Source organism: Formosa bonchosmolovskayae, assembly GCF_051016085.1.
In the GTDB taxonomy this organism is placed as follows: domain Bacteria; phylum Bacteroidota; class Bacteroidia; order Flavobacteriales; family Flavobacteriaceae; genus Formosa.
Genome location: NZ_CP174605.1, coordinates 2518820 through 2541869 on the forward strand (window position 1 = coordinate 2518820; position 23050 = coordinate 2541869).

General features: G+C 31.3%; 24 protein-coding genes and 1 pseudogene. 6 read left to right on the forward strand and 19 right to left on the reverse strand.

What is annotated here, in order from left to right; all coding sequences use genetic code 11:
- Window positions 1–417: 417 nt before the first annotated feature.
- A pseudogene (locus ACKC83_RS10825) lies at window positions 418–1364 on the forward strand (IS110 family transposase).
- Between the two features lie 68 nt (window positions 1365–1432).
- Here ACKC83_RS10825 and ACKC83_RS10830 read toward each other — a convergent pair.
- The gene (locus ACKC83_RS10830) at window positions 1433–2344 is read right to left on the reverse strand and encodes a helix-turn-helix domain-containing protein (RefSeq protein ID WP_434035485.1); all 912 of its coding nucleotides are present in this window, start codon (window positions 2342–2344) and stop codon (window positions 1433–1435) included.
- 91 nt (window positions 2345–2435) lie between these two features.
- Window positions 2436–2888: a hypothetical protein gene (locus ACKC83_RS10835; protein ID WP_434035486.1), complete on the reverse strand. Its 453-nt coding sequence runs from the start codon at window positions 2886–2888 to the stop codon at window positions 2436–2438.
- A 364-nt stretch (window positions 2889–3252) separates the two neighbouring features.
- Between ACKC83_RS10835 and ACKC83_RS10840 the strand changes: the two genes are divergently transcribed.
- Complete coding sequence (locus ACKC83_RS10840; protein WP_434035487.1) at window positions 3253–4221, forward strand: IS110 family transposase; 969 nt, start codon at window positions 3253–3255, stop codon at window positions 4219–4221.
- 417 nt (window positions 4222–4638) lie between these two features.
- Here ACKC83_RS10840 and ACKC83_RS10845 read toward each other — a convergent pair whose 3' ends face one another.
- The 9 genes from ACKC83_RS10845 to ACKC83_RS10885 form a co-directional block, all read right to left on the reverse strand.
- Complete coding sequence (locus ACKC83_RS10845) at window positions 4639–5184, reverse strand: YbhB/YbcL family Raf kinase inhibitor-like protein (protein ID WP_434035488.1); 546 nt, start codon at window positions 5182–5184, stop codon at window positions 4639–4641.
- A gap of 88 nt (window positions 5185–5272) precedes the next feature.
- Entirely contained in the window at window positions 5273–6109 is an 837-nt protein-coding gene (locus ACKC83_RS10850) for a helix-turn-helix domain-containing protein (RefSeq protein WP_434035489.1), read from the reverse strand.
- Between the two features lie 746 nt (window positions 6110–6855).
- Window positions 6856–7776, reverse strand: coding sequence for a helix-turn-helix domain-containing protein (locus ACKC83_RS10855; RefSeq protein WP_434035490.1), 921 nt, complete (start codon window positions 7774–7776; stop codon window positions 6856–6858).
- A 9-nt stretch (window positions 7777–7785) separates the two neighbouring features.
- Window positions 7786–8685 (reverse strand): NAD(P)H-binding protein, encoded by a 900-nt coding sequence (locus ACKC83_RS10860; RefSeq protein ID WP_434035491.1) that lies wholly within the window; start codon window positions 8683–8685, stop codon window positions 7786–7788.
- A 172-nt stretch (window positions 8686–8857) separates the two neighbouring features.
- The gene (locus ACKC83_RS10865) at window positions 8858–9769 is read right to left on the reverse strand and encodes an AraC family transcriptional regulator (RefSeq protein ID WP_434035492.1); all 912 of its coding nucleotides are present in this window, start codon (window positions 9767–9769) and stop codon (window positions 8858–8860) included.
- A 1-nt stretch (window position 9770) separates the two neighbouring features.
- Window positions 9771–10610 (reverse strand): SDR family NAD(P)-dependent oxidoreductase, encoded by an 840-nt coding sequence (locus tag ACKC83_RS10870; protein WP_434035493.1) that lies wholly within the window; start codon window positions 10608–10610, stop codon window positions 9771–9773.
- 503 nt (window positions 10611–11113) lie between these two features.
- Window positions 11114–12028, reverse strand: coding sequence for a helix-turn-helix domain-containing protein (locus ACKC83_RS10875; RefSeq protein ID WP_434035494.1), 915 nt, complete (start codon window positions 12026–12028; stop codon window positions 11114–11116).
- 17 nt (window positions 12029–12045) lie between these two features.
- Window positions 12046–12294, reverse strand: a complete 249-nt coding sequence (locus ACKC83_RS10880; RefSeq protein ID WP_434035495.1) for an Atu4866 domain-containing protein — start codon at window positions 12292–12294, stop codon at window positions 12046–12048.
- Complete coding sequence (locus ACKC83_RS10885) at window positions 12295–13146, reverse strand: SDR family oxidoreductase (RefSeq protein WP_434035496.1); 852 nt, start codon at window positions 13144–13146, stop codon at window positions 12295–12297.
- Window positions 13147–13460: 314 nt separating this feature from the next.
- Between ACKC83_RS10885 and ACKC83_RS10890 the strand changes: the two genes are divergently transcribed.
- Window positions 13461–15038 carry an IS1182 family transposase gene (locus tag ACKC83_RS10890; protein WP_434035497.1) on the forward strand — a complete coding sequence of 526 codons (1578 nt, stop codon included), beginning with the start codon at window positions 13461–13463 and terminating at the stop codon, window positions 15036–15038.
- A gap of 47 nt (window positions 15039–15085) precedes the next feature.
- On the opposite strand, the gene ACKC83_RS10895 is transcribed toward ACKC83_RS10890, so the two are convergent.
- The 5 genes from ACKC83_RS10895 to ACKC83_RS10915 all read right to left on the reverse strand — a co-directional run bounded on the left by ACKC83_RS10895 (window position 15086) and on the right by ACKC83_RS10915 (window position 18510).
- Entirely contained in the window at window positions 15086–15718 is a 633-nt protein-coding gene (locus tag ACKC83_RS10895) for a hypothetical protein (RefSeq protein WP_434035498.1), read from the reverse strand.
- 154 nt (window positions 15719–15872) lie between these two features.
- On the reverse strand, window positions 15873–16289 hold the full coding sequence (locus ACKC83_RS10900; protein ID WP_434035499.1) for a hypothetical protein: 417 nt from the start codon (window positions 16287–16289) through the stop codon (window positions 15873–15875).
- Window positions 16290–16444: 155 nt separating this feature from the next.
- Complete coding sequence (locus tag ACKC83_RS10905; RefSeq protein ID WP_434035500.1) at window positions 16445–17041, reverse strand: hypothetical protein; 597 nt, start codon at window positions 17039–17041, stop codon at window positions 16445–16447.
- Between the two features lie 207 nt (window positions 17042–17248).
- The gene (locus tag ACKC83_RS10910; protein WP_434035501.1) at window positions 17249–17629 is read right to left on the reverse strand and encodes a hypothetical protein; all 381 of its coding nucleotides are present in this window, start codon (window positions 17627–17629) and stop codon (window positions 17249–17251) included.
- A gap of 233 nt (window positions 17630–17862) precedes the next feature.
- Window positions 17863–18510: a hypothetical protein gene (locus tag ACKC83_RS10915; RefSeq protein WP_434035502.1), complete on the reverse strand. Its 648-nt coding sequence runs from the start codon at window positions 18508–18510 to the stop codon at window positions 17863–17865.
- Window positions 18511–18624: 114 nt separating this feature from the next.
- On the opposite strand from ACKC83_RS10915, the gene ACKC83_RS10920 reads away from it, so the two are divergent.
- From ACKC83_RS10920 to ACKC83_RS10930, 3 genes are all read left to right on the forward strand, one after another.
- Window positions 18625–18891, forward strand: a complete 267-nt coding sequence (locus ACKC83_RS10920; protein ID WP_067151964.1) for a transposase — start codon at window positions 18625–18627, stop codon at window positions 18889–18891.
- 360 nt (window positions 18892–19251) lie between these two features.
- Window positions 19252–19422, forward strand: coding sequence for a hypothetical protein (locus tag ACKC83_RS10925; RefSeq protein ID WP_434035503.1), 171 nt, complete (start codon window positions 19252–19254; stop codon window positions 19420–19422).
- 88 nt (window positions 19423–19510) lie between these two features.
- Window positions 19511–19765 carry an integrase core domain-containing protein gene (locus ACKC83_RS10930; protein WP_434037777.1) on the forward strand — a complete coding sequence of 85 codons (255 nt, stop codon included), beginning with the start codon at window positions 19511–19513 and terminating at the stop codon, window positions 19763–19765.
- Here ACKC83_RS10930 and ACKC83_RS10935 read toward each other — a convergent pair.
- From ACKC83_RS10935 to ACKC83_RS10945, 3 genes are all read right to left on the reverse strand, one after another.
- Entirely contained in the window at window positions 19680–21428 is a 1749-nt protein-coding gene (locus ACKC83_RS10935) for a restriction endonuclease (protein WP_434035504.1), read from the reverse strand. The two genes, ACKC83_RS10930 and ACKC83_RS10935, sit on opposite strands and share 86 nt — an antisense overlap.
- 158 nt (window positions 21429–21586) lie before the next feature.
- On the reverse strand, window positions 21587–21961 hold the full coding sequence (locus ACKC83_RS10940) for a hypothetical protein (RefSeq protein ID WP_434035505.1): 375 nt from the start codon (window positions 21959–21961) through the stop codon (window positions 21587–21589).
- 179 nt (window positions 21962–22140) lie between these two features.
- Window positions 22141–22947 carry a toll/interleukin-1 receptor domain-containing protein gene (locus ACKC83_RS10945; RefSeq protein ID WP_434035506.1) on the reverse strand — a complete coding sequence of 269 codons (807 nt, stop codon included), beginning with the start codon at window positions 22945–22947 and terminating at the stop codon, window positions 22141–22143.
- Between the last annotated feature and the right edge of the window lie 103 nt (window positions 22948–23050).

The window sequence follows — 23050 nt, forward strand, 5'->3', positions numbered from 1 at the left end:
ACCTAGTAAAACCCCACAAAACTTTGAACTAAGCACAAAACCCCACATTAATTATACACGGCTTAATTTAGTATTTTAACAAAAACACTAAATTAAGATCTATAAATTAGAAAGAACAAAAGAGAGGAATAAAGTTATTATATACGGAGAGACTACAGATCCCGTCAACATTGAAAATCCCCTCTCTTTTTTTTCATTATTTCTTATTTAATACCAATGTATTCAAGAATCTCATTCTTCGATTACTACACAGATTTCGTAAAGTTCTATGAGGCTTTTAGATCTCGATTTTAAGTCGTTGAAAATCGTGTAGTTGTCCTTTTAAAAATCATTTTCTTATGAATAAAGATATTAAATATTTTGAACTGCGAAGCACATCATAAATACCTAATTAATAAAATAATAAAAGATGAATAAATTGACATTAGCCATTTAGTTTTTGATGTGATAGATTCAGATGGCAATTACTACCAATTTAAAAACACAATTTCTGGCTTTAAAAAATTCACAAAACTCTTAGATTTGGATAGTCATTGTGTTATGGAAGCCACTGGTTATTACCACTATCAATTGGCTTATTATTTACTAGAGTCAGGGACAAAAGTATCAGTAGAAAACCCTTTAGCTGTTAAACGCTTTATCCATATGAAGTTGTCTAAGATCAAGACGGATAAAAGTGATTCTAAACTTATTTGTGAATATGCAAAACAAGTAGATTTAAAGATTTGGGAAGGTCAATCCAAACATCAAACAGAATGTCTTCAAATGACCAGACTCCTTTCTGTGTATACAAAACAGAGCACTATGCTGAAGAATAAAATACATGGTGAAGCTGTTTTAGGAAATCCTAGCAAAGCAGTTGTAAGTTCTATAAAACGAAGCTTAAAACACGTTTTAAAAGAAATCAAAACTTTAGAAGATAAACTGATGGTATTAGTTAAAGAAGTCCATAAAGATGTATTAACTCGCTTAAAAAGCATACCAGGAATTGGAAACAAAACGGCATTAATGCTAGTGGTTCTTACAGATGGTTTTGAGCGTTTTACAAGCGGTAGTGAACTCTGCAGTTATGCTGGATTAACTCCTGTAGTTAGAAAGAGTGGTAGCAGTGTCAATGGACGCAGTAGAATAAGTAAAAAATTGGAAATCAGAAGCTTCGTAATTTATTATTTATGTGCAGTTTTAATGCCTGTAAGTACAACAAAGCATGCAGAGATATTTATGAACGAATTGTAGCAAAAGGGAAGAGTAAAAAACTGGCTTTAATAGCTGTGTGTAATAAGCTTCTAAAACAGGCTTTTGCTATCGCAAAATCTGGTTTAATATATGATGACTCTTATAGAAGTATTTTAGTGAAAAGTTAATGCATTTTTACTTGCTTTTTACCACAGTACTTTGTTAGCTGTTGTGATTTTGTTTGTATGTTTTAGATTTAGTTGAATGTCTCTCTAAATTCTTTTGGAGTTAACTTTGTTTTACTTTTAAATAGTTTACTAAAACTCTGACTTTGTTCAAAACCTAATTCATAAGCTATTTCAGTAATTGTAGATTGAGTAGTAGATAACTTTTCTTTAGCTTTTTCAATTAATTTAATGTGGATATGTTGCTGTGTGGTTTGACCTGTGAGTGTTTTTAAAATACCACTCAGGTGATTTGCAGATATGTTCAAACTTGTCGCCAAAAATTTCACTGACAATAATGACTTCTGTTCTAAATTTTCATTATTAAAATAAGCATCTATCAATTCCTCTAATTGTTCAAGAATTTGATGGTTATTAATTTTTCTAAATAGAAATTGACGCTGATAAAAGCGTTCTGAATAACTTAAAAATGACTCAATTTGAGAAACTATAATATTTTGAGTAAACTTATCGATATTCAAATTATTTTCAAGTTCTATATTTTTAATAAAAGTAGTTAATATAGCTTCTTCTTTTTCCGAGACAAAAAGGGCTTCATTTATCCTATAATTGAAAAAATCATATCTTTTTATTGTTTTTATTAGAGAAGTTTTCCATAGAAAATCTGGATGGATAAGTATGATATAACCACTGGAAGAAAAATTCTCATCTGCATCAAAAGAAAAAACTTGATTGGGAGCTATGAAATACAAAATACCATTGTCAAAATCGTATTTTTGTTGTCCATAACGATATTTTATATTACCACTTTCTGTTCTCTTTAGCGAAATTGAATAGAAATCAAAAACATAGCTTAATAAGCCTTCTCCCGGATGGGGCTCAATTTTAGAAAGATCGATAACACTTAAGAGCGGATTCTCAGGATTACCTATTCCGAGTGCTTTATGATATTCTTTAATTGATTTTAATCGAATTAGTTGCATCCTTATAAAATTATATTTCAATTTTAAACAAAGGATGGTACTTTTCTAAATGAATTTCTCATCCTTTGTGAAAACTGCTATTTGCTATTTGCTATTTACTTTCCTTTACACCAAGCTGATTAAGAAAACCTCTATTATCCATTCTTACCCATTCATCAATTAATCTTCCTTGATTATCAAATTTAAAGATATTCATTAAATCAAAAATTATTTTTTCTCCATTTGGCGATATGGTTCCAATTGGCGATTGGGTAAAATCATTTATAAATTTTCCTTCAATGAATGTTTGACAGGCAATATAATTATTCTGTTCAATTATAATTCCTCTATTAATTACTAATGGACCAAATGCAGCTTGTGCAGCTTGAAAGTAACTAATTAAACCATTGTAATCTGCGTCAAATCCTGGACCGTGAAATTGAAAATTTTCTGTATCGAAATAAGAGTCTAATTCTTTTTGGTCTTCGCCAGAAACTAAGAGTTCACCTGCTCTGATTAAACGTTTTGATAAATTGCTCAAATCTTTTCTTTTTAAATTCTCCATCTTTTATTTATTATTTTTACGATGCAAAATTGTTCATATAGAATGTGATTTATGTGTGCAAATCTTTGTTCTTTGTGTTCAAAAATTTTCTCTTTTTCTTGAAATAGGTTTGTTGTTTCATTACAGATAGCGGTTGCGTATATCTTAAGTTAGGCTTATCAAATATAAGTTATAAATTAAGTATCAAATCAGAAAGAACAAAAAGAGAGAATTAAGGTTATTTTGTATAGTGAGACTTGATCTCGTTTTTCTTGAAAATCCTCTCTCTTTTCTACTATTATTTCGTACAGTTCTAAGAGACTAAGGATCTCGTTTTTAAGTTGTAGAAAACACGGTAGATACGTTCCTTCATAACATGTTAAATATGAATGAAAATACGAATTATTTTAGAATTGACATTAGTAAAGATGTTTTTGATGTGATGGGGAGTGACGGTTTGTTTCATCGGTTTAACAATGAGCTTATAGGCTTTAAAAAATTTCTCAAACTTATGGGTAGTAATCTTCATTGTGTTATGGAATCTACAGGTGTATATCATTTAAGATTGTCATATTATCTAATAGAGCATAATATTAAAGTTAGTGTTGAAAATCCTTTATCTGTTAAACGGTTCATTCAAATGAAATTATCCAAAATTAAGACAGACAAGAGTGATTCTAAAATGATTTATGAATATTCAATAATGAATAGTCCCAGCTTATGGACAGGTCAGACAAAGAGCCAAATAGAATGTTCTCATCTATTAAGTTTAAGTAATTTATATACTAAAGAAATAATAGTTCTTAAAAACAAATTACACTCTGAAGAAGCCCAAGGCTGCCCAGTGCCTAGAGTAATACGTTCAATAAAGCGTAGCTTGAATTTTTATAAAAAGGAAATAGAAACTCTGGAGATAACCGTTCTAAAATTAGTAAAAGAAGAATATCAAGACTTGCATAGTCGTATTAAAAGCATACCTGGTTTAGGAGCCAAAGCTAGCGCTCTTTTAATTGTATTGACAGATGGGTTTGAGCGTTTTAATAAAGCATCAGAACTATGCTCTTTCGCAGGCCTAACACCTATAATAAGAGAATCTGGCAGCAGTATAAGGTCAAGACCTAGAATAAGTAAAATGGGAAATAGAAGATTGAGGAAAGTATTATTTATGTGTAGTTTCTCTGCAAGTAAACATAATAAAGCTTGTAAAGAGCTTTATAACAGGATTGTTGCAAAAGGAAAGAGTAAAAAACTAGCTCTAGTTGCAGTCTGTAATAAACTATTAAAACAAGCCTTTGCTATTGCTAAATCTCATTTGTGGTATGACGAAAACTACAGGAGTGTTTTAGTGAGGTAAACCATGGTTTTAATATTATTTATTTAAATATGTTTTTATCTAGGATGAAAATGTATCAGAAGAATATTGTTTAAAAAATTAACTCTTTTTTATTGTTTTATAACACAGTTCTTCTTAAGTTAATACGCTTTCATTTTGCCTTGTTGAACATTCTTCGGCTCCGCTCAGGAACATCATTTTCACGATATGGAAAAAAATGCTGAGGTGTCTTTTGAGTTGGGTAATTACAGTGCTTTTTTTAATAATTTAAAGAATAACTTGTAATTGTCTTGTTTCGGTCTGAACGGTTTGGTATATGGAAAGTAGCAGATTTATTTGCGATAATTTTCCGTTATAAAACAAAGATAGCAGAAAAGAAATAAACTTTAAGTTTAGCTCTTAACCGTTTTTTTTTTACACTGTTGTGTGCAGTACTTATTAGTTTCGTTTGTAATAAGCTACAATACTTGCCTTTGATAATGTTTGATTCCAAAGGTTAAAACCAACTATGACTGGATTTATATTTTCATCAAGTCCTAATTTATCTGTTTTTAAAGCATAAACAGTAATTATATATTGGTGAAATCCGTGTCCTTTAGGTGGACAAGGTCCTCCAAATCCTTTAATTCCATAATCTGTAATACTCTGAATTGCTCCTTTAGGTGCTAAATTTAGTTCAACATTACCTGCATTTGTGATTAATTCATTTACGTTCGCAGGAATATCAAAAACTACCCAATGCCAAAACCCGCTTCCTGTTGGTGCGTCTGGGTCGTACATTGTGATTGCAAAACTTTTAGTTCCTTCAGGTGCATTTTCCCACAATAATTGAGGTGATAGGTTTTCTCCTGAACAACCAAACCCGTTAAACTCTTGTTTTTTAGTAGTTTCTCCACCTAAATCCTTACTTGACAAGGTAAATGTTTCTTGCGCAAATAGTCCTGTTGAGATTACTAAGGACATCATTAAAATTATTTTTTTCATTTTGATATTGTTTTAAATTCGATACAAATTTAAGTACAACACTATCAAAAAGTATATATTAAGAAGCTCAAAAAGTGTTGCCAAAAGCTCAATTTATTTGTTGCTGTTTTGGGGTTTTATTGTATTTTGATTTATAAGCTTGAATAAAACTCGACAAATTTTCGTAGCCAACTTCAAAATATATTTCAGAAGATTTTTTATTTTCTTGATTGAGTAAATAATGAGCGTATTCTAATCTTTTGTTTTGAAACCATTTGATAGGTGATTCAGAATAGTGTTTTTCAAATTCTCTTTTGAAAGTTGATGGACTCATATTGCATAGAAAAGCTAATTCTTTCAATGTGAGTTTTTTTAATTGATTACTTTCAATAGTCCGTGTAAAGTTTTGAGTAAGATTGTCATTATTTGACGTTAAAGCGTATAAAATATGAGTTCCGTGTAACTCTACAAGATATAGCATTATTTCTTCAAATTTCACTTCAATTATCTTTTTTTGTATTGGTTTTGAAAGTTTAGAAATGTCTATCAAGCTATCAACAAACCGTTTAATAAATTTATCATACTCAAATGAGTAAACAGATTTATATTCTTTTTGTTTATTATTATTTAGTTCAAATTTTTGAATGAATTTGGATAAAGTTTCGTTAGTAAAAAATAAAAGGATACTTCTGTAATTTTTGATTTCGGATAGTTTTTCTGTCATTAAACAATGACCAGATTTCATAATCAAAAACTTGCGATTATCAATAGAAAGGTCTGAATTATCAAAAATCACTTCTTTATTTCCTTCAATTAAAAAACTAAATGTATTCTGATTTAGAATGATTTGTTGTTTGGAAATTTCTTTTGAACTACAATAGTCATAAAATTGAACATTCAGTGACTTTTCAGAGTTTAATGATTCAGGTAGTTTAATAATATCCATTCTTGTTTTAAGAGTTTCGTAAGGTATTGCACACAACTTGTCAAACCTTCGATTATTACTCATTTCTAGTCTTATTCACAGGATAAATAAGGTTATATATTGTTTTAGCTCCTCTAAAATAATATATTTTAGAATATAAAGTACTTTTTTGGTGTCTTAAGCTTATACGCTTTCATTTTGCCTTGATGAACATTCTTCGACTCCGTTCAGGATGATTATTTTCACGATATGGAAAAAAAAACAGATGTGTCTTTTGAGTTGGATAATAACAGTGCTGTGTTAAATGATTTGATGAATAATTTGTAATTGTCTAGTTTCGGTTTGAAAATGCAGTACGGCGGTCTAGTATAAGAACAGTAGCTGATTAAATGTTCTTGCCTTTCGTATAGCAAGATACTTTATTAAAAGCAAAAACGGTTCGAGTTTACACCCAAACCGCTATTTTTATACTTATGTTTCAGCTAGGCTTTTCAGCAAATTATTTGTGTTCAAAAAATCGTTTGTTCATCGTATTCATTACTTTTTCTATTCCGTCTTTTTTCAATCATTCATGCTCTGTTGTCGAAGGCTTACCTACGGTATAATGTAATTTTTTTTATTATCTGTACTTGCTTCGTAAACTATGGATGCGATTTCTTCAGGCAAATCTCGCTTTGTGGAAGAGTCGGCCTTCATTGCTGTGAGGTATTTGTTGAAAACAGTTTTGTAATCTTATTGTGAAACCATTTGGTAAATAACGATTCATTTCAATTAAAGGAGCGTCTATATTCCAATGGCGAAAAACTTGTTTTTGTTTTGAATAGCTTACTGAACGACTGTGAATGTTCAAAACCCAATGAATACGCAATTTCACTTACGGACAAATTGGTATTTGATAACTTTTCTTTTGCTTTCTCAATCAATTTTTCGTGGATATGTTGTTGTGTGCTTTGTCCCGTCAGGGTTTTGAGCAAACCACTAAGATAGTTGGCTGATACATTTAGTTCTTTAGCAATACTTTGAACTGTAGGTAATCCATTTTCTATCAAACTGTCCTGATTGAAATAGTCTTTAAGTATTTCTTCCAAACGATTTAATATGGTATGGTTGTGTATTTTTCTGGTGATAAATTGACGGTGATAAAATCTGTCTGAATAGTTGAGTAACACTTCTATTTGGGCAATTATGAGAGGCTGACTAAACTTATCAATATTAGAAACATACTCCTGTTTTATACTTTTAAAAACACTGATAATTGTAGTTTCCTCTTTATCTGAAAGATGTAGGGCTTCATTTGCAGAATAACTAAAGAACTCGTATTGTTTTATGGTTTTTCTCAAAGGACTCTGCCATAAAAAATCAGGATGAATGAGCAGCATCCATCCCGAAAGTTTGTAATCGCCTTCTGTTTTAACCGAAAAGACCTGTTTGGGAGCAATAAAAAACATAATGCCTTCATCAAAATCGTAGGTCTGCTGACCATATTTGTATTTTACCGTAGCATCAATATTTCTTTTTAATGCAATAGAGTAAAAGTCAAATATCCAACTGCTTTGCCCATCAGTTGGAAGATTCCTTATTTCATCCAAATTTATAACACTCATCAATGGGTGTTCTGGCTTAGGTAAACCTCGAAATCGATGGTATTCGCTAATTGTTTTGAAATGGTGAGGCGCTATGTTTTTCATAATCTATGGCTATAGTTGATTATATGCTTCAGCAAAGTCTTCAGCAAAATCTTTCATTTTTACAGTGCCCATCTTTTTGGGTTTATGTTGGTTGTAATGTTCGTATAATAAACCACTGTTTATAGCTGTATACATTTCCATCATACCCTCTGCAATGGCTGGTTGCATACCCGCAGACTTCAAACCTTCTCTAAGCTGTTCATCTGCTAAGGTAATCCATTTCAAATCTGGATTTCCTATTGTTTCTCCTAATATTTTTGCCAATGCATTATAAGTAAGTTCATCACTTGTTACATACCGTACGTTTTGTCCGGCAAGTTTTGAAGTAATCTCCTCGGCAATAACGCTAGCAATATCCACGGGTGATACCCAGGCATTTACAACTTCACCTCTGATATTAGATACTATAAAACCATTTTCTTTTGCGGAATGCACCTGCGATAGCAAATTATAATAAAATTCGGTAGGACGAATATGGGTAATAGCAACATCCGAAGGTAATGCATTGAGTATGCTTTCTACATAAAATGTGCCTTGAAGTATGCCGTTACCTTCTTTCATATGAGCTCCGATACTACTTAGATTAACTACTTTTTTTACTCCACTTTGTGCTACAGCTTGTGCGTATTTATTCCCTAGGTTTTTATAGTAGGCAAGCAAATCAAGGTTGTGGTCAAAATAATTTGCAGGTGGCACCATACAAAATACAGCATCAGCACCTGTAAATGCTGAAGTAATAAAATCGACGTCTTCTATAGAGCCAATAGCTGTTGTGGCTCCCATAGCTTCAATGTCTTTTTTTCTTTCAGCTTTACTGCTTATCACCGTTACCGAATGTCCTTTTTGTACCAACTCCTGCGTTAGCGGTCTGCCTATGTGACCTAATGAACCTGCAAGTGTAATTTTCATCTTTTCTGTTTTTAAGTGCTTTGCAAAATTGCTTGACAAAATTGCACAGAAACAGAAGGGTGTTTGTAGCCAAATATATGATTCTTGTAGGCTAATGTAAGGTTTATTCTTTTTCTTTCATTTAATAATTAAAACCACTGTTTTTCAATGATTGCAAACATTAGATATTTTTTCAATTAAACGATGCTCTGAATTGCACTGGTGATTGTTGTGTGTTTTTTTTAAACATAGTACTGAATGATTGGGGGTATTCAAATCCTAAATCATAAGCAATTTCTTTTATGCTAAAATTAGTAGTGGAAAGTAGTTCTTTCGCTCTTTTAACTATGGAGTCTTGAATATGGGTTTGTGCATTTTTGCCGGTAGCATTTTTTAATAAATCACTCAAATAATTAGGAGAGATATTGAGTTTTTCTGCAAAATAGTTGACCGTGGGAACACCCGATAGTGTAGCATCACTTTTTAAGTACACATCCATTAATTCTTCCATTTTTATGACAATATCATTATTCTCAGAACTTCGTGTCAAAAACTGTCTATTATGAAAACGCTTTGCGTAATTCAGAAGCAAGTCAATATGCGACACTATTACATCTTGACTGTAATGGTCAATGTTATTTTTTAGTTCATCCTGTATTTGATACATCAGGGAAATAATGATATGGTCTTCTTTTTCAGAAAGGTGAAGCGCTTCTGCGGTAGAATAGGAGAAAAATCCATAATTACCAATATGCTTTCCCAATTCATAATGCCGTATTAGGTCAGGTTTAAAAACCATCATAAATCCTGACACAGGGTCATCTGTAGGATTTGAGACAGAAAAAATTTGACCTGGTTTGGTAAAACTAATTACGCCTTCATCAAAGTCATAATGACCTTGTCCGTACCGAAATTTGCCTGAAGCCTCTTTTTTAATCGCTACACAATAGAAGTCATAATAAAAGCTGCTCCAAATTTCATTAGAATCGAATTTCAAATGCTCAAAATCAATCACGCTTATTAAAGGATGAATTGGTTTTGGCAAATTGAACAATTTATGAAGTTCAGATATGGATTCAATTTTATATGGAGTAGCTTTTTTCATATTATTTTTCTTGAAAATCAGTTGATAAAGATAAGGCTTTCCATTGTTCCGTTTCTTCCTTTCCGTTTTTACGAACTTCCAAAATGGCATTGTAACTATCAGAACCTAAAGGAAGATGTAAGGGAGGATTAGGCATTTCTACAAGTTTAATTACTACCTCTGCTAATTTTTTAGGATCACCTAATTGTTTGCCGTCAAACCCTGTAAATTGTGCTACCTGTTTATCCAAATTATAGGCGTCAATTTTATTTTTCGCAACACTCAGACTGTCCACATTCATAAAATTTGTACGAAATGTTCCTGGGGCAAGGATAGTTACTTTTACGCCAAAAGGCGTAACTTCTTGAGCCAGCGCTTCTGATAAACCTATAACCGCATATTTTGAAGCGCTATAGCTTCCGTTAGCAGGATAACTCATATAACCCATCATAGATGCGATATTAATAATATGCCCCGATTTTTGATTGCGTAGGTGTGGCAAAACATTTCTGATGATGTGGGTCATTGCAAAAACATTAATATCCATTGTTTTTCTAAACTCGGCATCGCTTAGTTCTTCGATATTCCCCAATAGGTTATACCCTGCATTATTGACCACAACATCTATTTGTCCAAATTCATCTATGCTTTTTGAAATCGCATTTATAACCTCTTTTTCATTGCTGATGTCCAGCTTTATTGGAAGCAAATTTCCTTTGTGTTCTTCAATTTTTTCTATAAGCGTGTCCGTATCTCGAGAAGTTGCAATGACTTTATCGCCATTACTCAAAACTGCTTTTGTGATTTCAAGTCCCATCCCTTTAGACGCTCCTGTAATAAACCAAACTTTCTGTGTATTCATAATTTTTGTTTTTTACAAAGCTATAAGGCATACAGATTTATAAAGTTTTCAAATCAAGGATAAACGTATTTAAATTCAAGATTACAGTTACTTTTGTCTTATTACCGCTAACGGTTTTGTTTATTAGCAGTAGCGGGTATTGGAAGCTGAACTTTTCGGTTTAACACCAACCCAAGCTACTGCAAAAATTCATTTGCTAATTTACGAATAGCAAATGAATTTGTAGTAACGACAAATAATGCAATAACTTAGAATTAAGCACTTAACCCGCTATTGATTATACACATTGTTAGCGGTAGTGCTTTTTTCGATTAGTAAAATGTTTGACATCAGTACAATCGGTACAACGCAAGTGGGTAAAAAGCAATATGGAAATTCTAATACGGCAATATTTGGTTGGTCAAATGCAAATTGTTGATTCTTATAGAAGTACTTTAGTGAAAAGTGAATGCTTTTTTACTTGTTTTTTACCACAGTACTTTGTTAGCGGTAGTACTTTTTACTCAATTAAAAGATTGTCTAAATTCAATAGGGGAAATATTAGTTTTGTTTTTAAATAGTTTACTAAATGACGCAGGATACTCAAAACCTAATTCATAGGCAATTTCACTCACGCTTAATTCGGTAGTTGATAATTTTTCTTTGGCTTTTTCAATTATTTTGTTCTGAATATGTTGTTTTGTACTCTGTCCGCTTACAATTTTTAAAGTACTACTTAGATAATTAGGTGAAAGATTTAAATCGTTTGCAATTTGAGTAACCGTAGGAATTCCATTGTCCAGAATTCCATTGTCATCAAAATATAAGTTTAGTAGTTCTTCTAGTTTCGCTATAATTTGATGATTATTAATCTTTCTTGTTATGAATTGTCGCTCATAATATCGTTGAGCAAAGTTTAAGAATAGTTCAATTTGAGAGATAATTATACTTTCACTAAACTTGTCAATATTGGATTGATATTCCTGTTGTATGCTCTTTAGTAATTGTTCTAAATTGAATTCTTCTTTTTCGGAAAGGAAGAGAGCTTCATTTACTGCATAGCCAAAAAAGGCATATTTTTTTATTGATTTTCCCAATTTTGTATTCCATAAAAAATCTGGATGTACAAGTAAAAGCCAACCAGATGCATTGACTTCTACATTTTGATTTATTTGAATCTGTAAAACCTGATTGGGTGCAATAAATGACAAAACACCTTCATCAAAATCATACTTTTGTTGCCCATAATTGAATTTTTCATTTACATTCCGTTTTAAACCAATAGAGTAGAACTCCTGAATCCATTTAATCTCTTTTGTGTCTGTGGGATAATTTACGTTACTGTAATCTACCAGACTAATTAAAGGGTGTTCGGGTTTTGGTAGATTGCAGTATTTGTGAAAATCGCTTATCGCTTTAAAACGGAATGTGTTTATCATTTGTTAAATATAAATTATTATTGTTCTTTATATAATATCATACCTGCGTGATAAAGAATGCCGTTTTTAAATTCTCCATCGGCAGTAAAACCTGTATCGTCCTTATAATCAATATGGTTTCCAGTTATCCAATAATCACCTTGGTAGGCACTTTTTCGTTTTCCTCTGGCTTCATCATAACGGTTGTTTGGTAGTAATTCGTGACGTATGTTTCCATCCTTGGTTACCCATATTCCAATATATTCTTTGGTTTGTTCTATCATCATTTAAATTAAATTTTTAAATCCTGTAGATATTCCTAAAGTTCTGTTTTCTTCCATAGCTTTTCGGATTGTATCTATTTTTAGGTTAGCATAATGATGTGCATCTTCTCCCATAAAAAAATGAACTGGTGGATGCTCTTGTTTACTCAAAGTAATCAAAACTTCAGCACCTTTTTCAGGGTCGTTGGGTTGATTACCATTAATTTCTTTTAAATGTGCTTGTTCCATTTCACGAGCTGTTTTATAATCTTCAATTGGATTATTAGGTGTTTTAACAGAACCTTCTGATAAAAAATTGGTTCTAAAATATCCTGGATATACCAAAGTTGTATATACTCCAAATGATTTCATTTCTTCTGCTAAAGCCTCTGTAAAACCTGCAACAGCAAATTTAGAAGAACAGTAAATACCGAAACCTGCAAAATTTCCTGTATAACCACCTATAGAAGCGATATTAAATATGTGTCCAGATTTTTGTTTACGTAAATACTGTGTAGCATTCCTAATTACGTTTAGAGAACCAAACACATTTACTTTAAAATTATCTTCTACTTCTTTTGCTGAAAGCTCTTCTAAAGTTCCAATTTGGCTGTAACCTGCATTATTAACTAAAACATCAATTCTACCAAAATGACTAATCGTAGCTTCAATAGCTTTCTTAACATTTTTATTTTCTGTTAAATCCATTTGAATTGGTAAGAATTTTTCATTCTCTTCTCCAATTTCATTAATTAAGGATTGTTTGTTTCTTGAAGTTGAGGCAACATTATAACCTTGTAAAAGAAGTTTTTTGGTTAATATTAATCCTAAACCTTTAGATGCTCCTGTAATAAACCATACTTTTTTTGTGTTCATATTCTTAAATTTAAATTATGGTACAAAATTGACTTATTCCAGTACTTTTCACTTTTCCAAATCTAAGAATGATATAGTCAAATCTATCTATCTGACGATTTTTGGTCGTATTACAGCTAACGGTCTCGTATAAGAATAGTTGCGGGTTTACGTGCGAGGGTTTTCCGCAGGAAAATCAGACGTAGTAAACTTGCAACGACCTTTGGTTAAGCCCAAAATTGAGCAATTATTTTTATACATTGTGCCTGTTGCACAAGTTAAGAAAAAAGCTTTAATGCGATTGTATAAAAAAGTCAGATTTCTTATCTTTATGTATGCAGGGAAAAAAGACATATCAAGAGAAACTATTCAATCAGTTTAGGCTTAGCGAACGTGTGCCAGAAGACAATTTCTACCGGCGGCTTCATACAGCTATAGATCTTAATTTTCTTTATAAAACCACTCAAAAGTTCTATGGATCAAGCGGACAAAAAAGCATCGATCCCATTGTGTTTTTTAAACTTTGTTTAGTGGGATATTTAGAAAATATAACTAGTCATCGCAAGCTTATTGCACATTGTAGCATGCGTTTGGATATACTGTATTTTTTAGGTTATGATATAGACGAAGAATTACCGTGGCACTCTACCATTAGCCGTACACGACAATTATTTGCGGAAGACGTTTTTGAATCTGTTTTTATAAAGGTTTTTGAACTATGTGTATCCGCAGGTATGGTCGCTGGACACACGCAAACAATAGATTCTGCTCCTGTAAAAGCCAATGCTTCCATGGATACTTTAGAACTTAAAGTTCCTGAAGAAGATTTAGAGAATCACCTGCGCCATATTCGTAACATTAGCAATCGAGATAAGCACACCCCTTTAAGGCAATCTAAAGAAAACAAAGCAGATAAAAATCAGCAAACTTTATCTGCATCTCACAAGGAATTACAAGCTATAAAAAGCCGTAATACCAAATGGGCAAAAGATCAAGATGCTCGCCCAGGAGCCGGCGCTAAAGGCAGTCGCTACACGAGTAATACAACACATTATAGCCCCACCGATCCCGATGCGCGTATTAGTGTAAAACCCGGCAAAGCAAGAAAACTTAATTACCTCAGTCAGCTTACTGTAGATACTGCAAACCATGTTATAAGCGATATAAAAGCGTACCATGCAAACGGTAAAGACAGTCAGCATTTACCAGATATTGTTAAGCGTGTAAAACAACGGCTTTGGAAATCACAACTTGTTTGGGAAAATTGTGTAGCCGACACAGGCTATAGTAGTGGTGAGAATTATGCTTTTCTAGAAGCTATAGGTTTAAAAAGTTTTATACCCGCTCATGGCACTTATAAAGGTGGTCCAGATGGATTTACTTATGATAAAGACAAGGATCATTACACCTGTTCAAAGGGTAAAACCATACCGTTTAAGAAGGTATTTATTGAAAAAAAGAATCACACCAAAAAGAAGGAATATCGCGGGTCAAAACAGCTGTGTATAGACTGCCCGATTCGCATAACATGTCTTGGGAAATCAGCCCAAGAAAAGAAATTTACAGTTACCTATTATCGTGAGGAATACCAACGTAATATAGCTCGAGTAAACAGTAATCAAGGGCGTTACATGAAAGGAAAACGGCAAAGCACCGTAGAACCCGTATTTGGAACCCTGACACAGTTTATGGGGTTAAATAAGGTTAATACTATTGGTGTAAAACAAGCCAATAAATGCATGCAACTCTCAGCTATTGCTTACAATCTCAAAAAATACATGAAATTTATTGAAAAACGTACTAAAAGTGATGCAGGAGCACTTGCACTTTATTTTAATCTAAAAAACACCTTTTATAAAGCTATTAATACGCTTTTAAGACCTTGTAAATCACCTAAAATATTAACTGTATAAAAATAGAAACCGTCTCTAAAGACGGTTTTTAATTAAAGGTGTACTATTTATTTTGGGCTTGTGCAACGATTACCGGTGTTACCCACTGTTTTTATTTCCATCGTTGCTAGTGAATCAATTTCAGTTCGATTCAATTTTGTTTTTCCACTAGTATAAATTCTTAATCCAATATTGTTAATTCGGTCTGGATTCATTCTTGTTCCAGACCAATTTTTCGGTGTTTCAATATCCAATCTATATTTGCTTTGAAATTCGACTGGAATTATTATCGAGTTTGAGTTATATTCCACTTTTTTATTAAATGGAAATGACCAATTTATTTTAGAGTTTTTTAAATTCCCATCATTATAAACTATCACAAAATAATCGCTTTGATATTCGGTCAAGTCAACTACTAATTTTTTGTTGTCTGATGAATAAAATAATAATACAATTACACTTAAAATCAACTCAAAAATTGAGAGTTTGAGTGGCTTTATTCGTTTTACTAAAATTCGGTCGATTGCCAAAAAAGGCATAAATGCAACAACTCCGACTAAAATAAGTACTCCTCCCAAACTTGCTCCTCCATTTAACGTTAAACCATAGATTCCAGCAGGAATTCCAATAATCAGAACGATAATTCCTATTACGAGAAATAGAGTTGGTTTATTCTTTAAATTTTCTTTGAAGTACTGCATTTCTCAAATAGTGGGTAACGTTTATGTATATGAAATGTTGCGTGTTTGTGTGCGAGGATTTTCCGAAGGAAAATCAGAAGCTAGCAAACGTGCAACTGACATTGGTTTAGCATAAAATTAGCAATTTTTTATATACTGTGTTGGCAATAGTTTTTTAATTCCATCCAATCCAATTTGTCCAATCCGTCACAAAAGAATCAATTTCAATGTCATTTTTGTCATAAATCCGTATGAGTTCACTATCCTTTGTTTTAGATATTTTTTTAGTCAGAATATCATTGTCAATTTTCCTATAACCAACGCAAGTATAAATTATACGATCATTGGTAAAATAAATAGCATAATGTCCATTTTTATGTTCAAATCGGATTGGTTTTTCTTTATTTATTTCGGTTTTTTTAGTTTTTATGTACTCAAACCAACTAATACAGCTGTCATTATATTTGGCTACTTTTTCAGAGATGAAAATCAAAAGCAATACAGGAATTACAATCAATGAAATAGTTTTGGCAAAAGCAGTTCTAGTGTCAAAAGCAGATTCCCATATTGGCTTTCTATTATTGTTAGTCATTCTGTTTAAATTATTGCCAACGTTTGGTGTATGGTTAGTTGCGTGGTTAAGCAACTAATTTAGTAAACAAAAACGAACCCGAGAAAATTCCGAAGGAATTTTCCGGATAAGCACTAGCCATAGCAATTAATTATACACTGTGTTGTACACTGGCTTTATTCTCCTTTGTAATTTGAAAATTTATTGTTCTTAATAAACTTTATTTCGTTATCTGAAACTTTTAAAATCGATAATGTGTCTATCCTTTTTTTGTCATTTATTTCTCCTTTGAACACATAGTTAATCAACTCAAACTTATCTTTGTTTTGTCCAAATTCGGCTTGAGTTAAAACAATTTTTTGAGATATAATTGCGATTTCATCCTCAATCTTTTTTATATCATTCTTTGATTTTTCCAACCTTTGCTCATCATATTCAATTTCAGTCAAATATTGTTCTTTTTTCGTTTCATTTAATTCGATAAGTTTATTTCTATTCAGGATATTTTTCTTCAAAAGCCTTATGTTTTCCATGTCCTTTTCGATGACTGATTTTTTTAGCTCTATAACATAGTTCAAGCTATTTATTTTAATTTTTTGTGTATAATCAAAATCAACAGTTTCATTATTTAGGATTTCAAATTCTTCGATGATTAAAGAATCATTTTGATATTTGGAAGATACCTCATAAGCGTTCTCTAATTCCGTTCTTAAACCTTGATTTTGACACGAAAATAAAGTTATAAATAATAAAATGTAAATTGAGTTCCTCATTTTTTAGCTTGTGTACAACGTTTATGTATAAGGAAAGTTGCGTGTTTGCGTGCGAGGATTTTCCGAAGGAAAATCAGAAGCTAGTAAACGAGCACAAACTTTGGTTTAGCTAAAACTAGCAATTTTTTTTATACGGTGTTGTAGCACGTTTTTTATTTTCATTCAACTTTTTATTCATTCAGATTTTAGTGTTTATATAAACATCAATTAATAATAAAAATAGGTGTATTGAACGGAATCCTTTTTCAACTCCTCAAACTCTTTTGTAGAGACTTCAAATACTTTTATTTTTCCATTCGAGTTGATCGTATCAAAATTGCCATATTGAGAAAAAATTTCAATCCGATTTTCAGTCCATTTGGCAAGTCCAGTGTGATATTCATAAAAAATATCAGATTTTATATAGTCAATATTTGGCCTTTGGTCAGAATTATACTTTCCATTGATTATATATTTTCCATCGTCAAACTTTAAAATGGTCAATTGGTTTTTTCCATTGTTTAAATCGACTATTTTCTTTTCATTTTTTCTGCAACCAGTCAGCCATAAAACTGTAATTAAAAGAAATATTTTGATTAATTTTTCCATTCGCTAATTAGGAATCAGTTTTTGTCAAATGTGCTACAACGTTCAGTATAAGAAACGTAGGGCAGGTGATAAGCACTTTCGTTTCGGTTTATTACTTAGCTAAATATAAATATTTTGCTTTTATTTTTTCTTCTATAAACGCCAAATTTTATATTTAGCGGACTTTGTTAATACTCACAGACCTTTCGATTAAGCACAAACGCCCTATGTTTTTTATACCGTGTTCTCTGCAGTTATTCCAAAGATTTGAATAGGTCATTTATTATTTCGGTTTCATTTCTTGGTGTTTCATAAGATTTTCCTTCTGACTCACTTTCTTCTTGATCCGAAATATAGCTAGATAAACTTCCATCTATATAACTAACTCTCTGAGGGAAATCAGCATCAGGAAATTCATCATAGAAGTCGTCATAATGCCTAAATTCTTCCTCTTCAATTTCTCTTATTTTTCTATTTATTTCATCTATTTCATTATCTACATTATAATGAAAATCATCTTCAATAGACTTTAGTTGATCAAGGTAGGTTTTTAAATCTTCTATTTCATCCGAGTCAATGTTTGATATTCCAGAAGCAATATCATAGATAATATCTCCAATTATATCTTCAGCGTTTTCTTTGTAGTTTTCAAATTGATTTTCGAATAATGCTTTAATTTCATAAAGATTACCTAAATCATCATAATTCCAAAAACATCCAGATATATTAAGTAATATTTTTTCAGAGTCATATTTTTCTTCATTGTAGAACCAAACAAGCAACTGTGTAAATTCGTATATGGACCTATTAGTTATGTTCTCAGAGTATATTATATTTTCAAAGTTTTTTTGAATAAAAGATTCGCTAATACTATTCTTTGTTTTGAAGAAATCAAAAAACAAAAAAAGTTTTATTATGTGATTATCATCTTGACTTGGTTTAGAATATTGTAGCCTTCCCTAAAAATAGGACAGCATAAAATTCGAATTTACTAATTTTAAATTTTAAACTGTCACATGAAAAAAAGCAAATTTACCGAGACACAGATTGTGAAGATCCTAAAGGAGAATGAACAAGGAAGAAGCGTCCCTGAACTAGCCCGAGAACTAGGAATCGACAAGAGTACCATTTATTATTGGCGCAAGAAATATGGTGGCATGGAAGCGAGCCATTTAAAGCGACTAAAGGAACTTGAAGAAGAAAACCTTAAGCTTAAGCAAATGTATGCGGATGCTTCTCTTGATATTCGGATGCTAAAGGACGTATTATCAAAAAAGTTCTAAGACCTTCCGACAAACGATTTCGTGTCAAATATCTAATAAAACAGTACGAAGTGTCCGTTAAGCGCGCTTGTGGAGTTATTGGGTTGACACGCTCTATGTGGTATTACCAAAGGAAGAAAAATGACAAAGAAGTCATTGACAAGTTTCTGAACTTGCCCAGCAATTGCCTACTAGAGGTTTTGACGAGTATTATAACCGAATCCGTCGCGAAGGTCATAAATAACTAGAAAACGTGTTCTGAGAGTATATAGAAAAATGAAACTTAAACTAAGGCGTAAACACAAGAAACGTTTAGCAACAAGAGTCAAACAGCCTTTAGAAGCTCCAGTATCATTGAATATTTGTTGGAGTTTGGATTTTATGAGTGATGTTCTTAGTGATGGAAGAAAGGTTCGTGTGTTGAACGTTATAGATGATTGCAATCGAGAAGCATTACTGGTAGAAGCTGGATTGTCCTTTCCTGCCAGAGCAGTTGTAGAGGTCTTAGAGCAACTTAAAGAGGAAATAGGTGTTCCAAGTACTTCAGCGTGATAATGGTCCTGAGTTTATATCAAAGACCTTTGCTAATTGGTGTGAAAGAAACTTTATCGAAATCAAGTATATTCAACCAGGCAAACCAATGCAGAATGGATATATTGAAAGATTTAATAGGCATTATAGGGAAGATATACTGGATGCTTATTATTTTGATGACATCTATCAGTTACAAAAGTTAAACAATCAATGGAAACTTGATTACAATAATAATCATCCGCATAAATCCTTGGGAAACAAATCCCCTGTAGAATTTATGCCCAGATTTGAAGATGAAATAAATTTAATCCCCAAATCCGAGCAAGAAAACAATTTTTTGTCGAATTTAGAGGTGTCCTAAAATGGGATAGGCTACAATATTGCGAAAGCTTTGAATCAACTTCTAAGCTTTCAAACCTTTCTATTACCTTGGCTTGAAATGTTTCCAATAAATTCAAGTCAAGTGTAATTTTTTGTTTTAGCAATAAATCTAATTGAGAATTGAAAATATTGAGGGATGGTCTTAAAAAGAGGATTGAATTTATTAGATATTTTTTTGCAATAGAATCTTTGTTTACATAATTAACAAGGAAATCTTGAATCGAAGGATTTTGGTATTGTACTATTAAACGACCATTATAATTTTTGTCAATTTGAATTAATGAATTTTCTAATTCTCTAATTGATAACTTAAAATTATGATTGTTGACATTAAAATCAAAACTATCTTTATTTTGGTTTATGTAGCACTTTACTTGATTAAATAATTGATCGTATTCGATTTCATTACCTGAAATAAGAATTGAATTTAAAATTATTCTAGAAACAGATGATATTTGATTTTCATAAACGTGTTGCCAAACTAAAAAAGGATCATCGAAAAGGCTAATTAATTTAGAAGGAAATTTATTTGGAGTGGTGTTTTCCCATAGCTTCTTTTGTGTAATTGATTCAATTATACGAGGATTATAGTTAGTGTGTTTTATAATCTTAAAAAGATAATTTTGTTTAATTACTTCATCAATATATTCAAAAGGAATTTGGTTAGTTGATAAGTGATTGTATAGTATTTTTGCTTTAACAAGAGTACTATATTTAGAAATATCTAAAACACATTTGGAAAGGTCATTTTCAAAAACATCAAACTTTTGTTTTGCTTGGTTTAAAATATATTCTCTTGTTGTAAATATTAAAACTTTATTGGAAGAACGTTGAATTTTATTTATAAACCGTAATATCTGTTTTTCTTCATTCGTGGGCAATGAGTTTTGAAGAAAGTTCCTTCCAAGAAAATCATCAAATAGAAAGATTTGTCTTTTATTTTCATTATAAAATTTAAATCCGTCATTTATGCTGTCAGAAAGGAATATAAACTCTTCCATTCCTTTACTTAAAAGGTGAAATACTAGCATTTCAGCGAGTGTAGTTTTTCCTATTCCTGGTGATCCTGAAATTATCACATAATTATTTGATTTTATTACAGAAAGAGCTTCTGTAAAACTATTGTTTTGAACATAGACACCAATCTTCTCTTGAATATCATCTAAAAAGAATTTTGATTGGTTAATTACTTGGCTATTTAAAATTTGATTTAGAACATCAATACTAGCTAACCAAAGTTTATAATAGTTTTTTTCAACAGCAGGAAAAATTGTTAAAAGATTATTTAAGTCCTCCTTCCCAAAAATATCTTCATTAGATTTTATGTAAGGTTTAAATAAATCTTTGATGATTTCTTTATTGGCTGGCGAAAGTGAAACACTAGTTGTTATAATATATCTCTCAGGTTTGAGTTTTTCGACTTTAATTTGTTCTTTTTTAAGGTTTGCTAACAAAGAACTAAAGTTTTTATATCTTTTTGCTTGAACTACTAAATATTCGCCTTTTGAGCACCTTAAATCAATTCCGTCATCTTGTCCTTCCCCAAATGACTCTAAATAAATACTTAAATGAAGTTGAAGTATATCTCTGCTGAGCATTTCAAATTCATACGGCGATAATATTTGGTAATTATAATTTTTCATTCAGTTTTTAATTGCAGAGAACGGTCTCGTATAACCGTCAGTTACGGGTTAATATGCATTAATTTTCGGTTTAGCACAGACTTTAGCAATTCCGAGTGGATTCGGACGTAGTCGAATCCGCCGTAATTGCGGTTATACATTGTTGTGCTTAGTTTTTTTTAAGTCAGAATCACAGAAATTATTCCTAATATTCCAAACCCAAAAAATGAAATTAAAGTCATATTTTTTAAATAGTTTAGCTCGGTTAAATCATTTTCAATTTCTTTTTCAGATAAGCTTAGTTTTTTTCGTTCTGATATTAGGTCAAAAAAATTCACTCTATTAATTCCAGCTCTTTGTCCAAAGTCAATTCGGTTTTCGGTCAGTAAATTTTTATGATTTATTATTAAATTATCACTTAATGCATAATATTTTTTCCAAGTCAGAATTGCAAATCGTCCAAACCCAATAATTGCAAAAATTACTGGAATATAATCTCTTATTGGCTTGTCGAGTAAAAATATTAAACTCAAACTCGCAACGATAAGTGTCAATAATTCAGTTCTATATTTTCTGCATTTCTCAAATTAAGCACAACGTTTACGTATATGAAAAGTTGCGTGTTTGTGTGCGAGGATTTTCCGAAGGAAAATCAGAAGCTAGCAAACGAGCAACTAACTTTGAATTAGTAAAAAACCAGCAATTTTTTATATACTGTGTTAGCACCAGTACTTTATTTTTTATTTAACAGTAACCATTTGAAAAATTCTTTTCCTTTTTTAGATGCCTGTATATAAGTAACATTTTTAGGGTTATCCTCCACTAATCCGAAAGCATTTGCTTCTGAAAGATTATCAATTTCATCTCTATCAATCCAAGCTCCTTCTAAAAGTTTATGCTTATTTTGTATTAATAAATCAATTTTACCAGAATTTAAATAAGTTTCAAATTCCTCAATCTGCGAAATATTAGAATTTTTTGATTTTAAATCAGCCAATTCAGTTTTTAATTGTTGTACTTCTTTTTCTTTCTGAAAAATCTGTTTTTCTTTTGATAGTAATTGTCTTTGTACTTCTACATCACCACCTTGTAAAGAAAGATATTTACTCCAAATAGCAGATATTAATTGACCTAATTGGACTTTGGTGTAGTTAATAGGCATTAAATGCATCAAGTCATCTGTTAATTCAGGATATCTTGATGAAATTTCATCATATGTTTCTTTAGAATCAAAAATTGAAATAATTTTATTTAAGTCAAAGTTGTTGCCTTTTTTACTTTCTTCTCTTAAAACGTGTTTGATTTCTTTATCAACCCAAGAAGATTTTAATGATTTCTCTGTAAAGAAAATTAATGCTACATCTGCTTTATCTAATCCATCTCGAAATATTGATTTTCTTAAATTATCACCAGGCATTATTTTTCGTTTGTCTAACCAAACATTTATGTAGCAATTTTCTAAATCCGCTACTATTGGTTCTATTAAAGATATTTTGTCATCTGAGGAATGACTTATAAAGGTCAGGATAGATTGTCCCATATTTTTATTCTATTTGTTTTTTCCGTATTGGTGCTAACGGTCTCGTATAACCGTCAGTTACGGGTTAATATGCGTTAATTTTCGGGTTGGTACAGACCTTAGC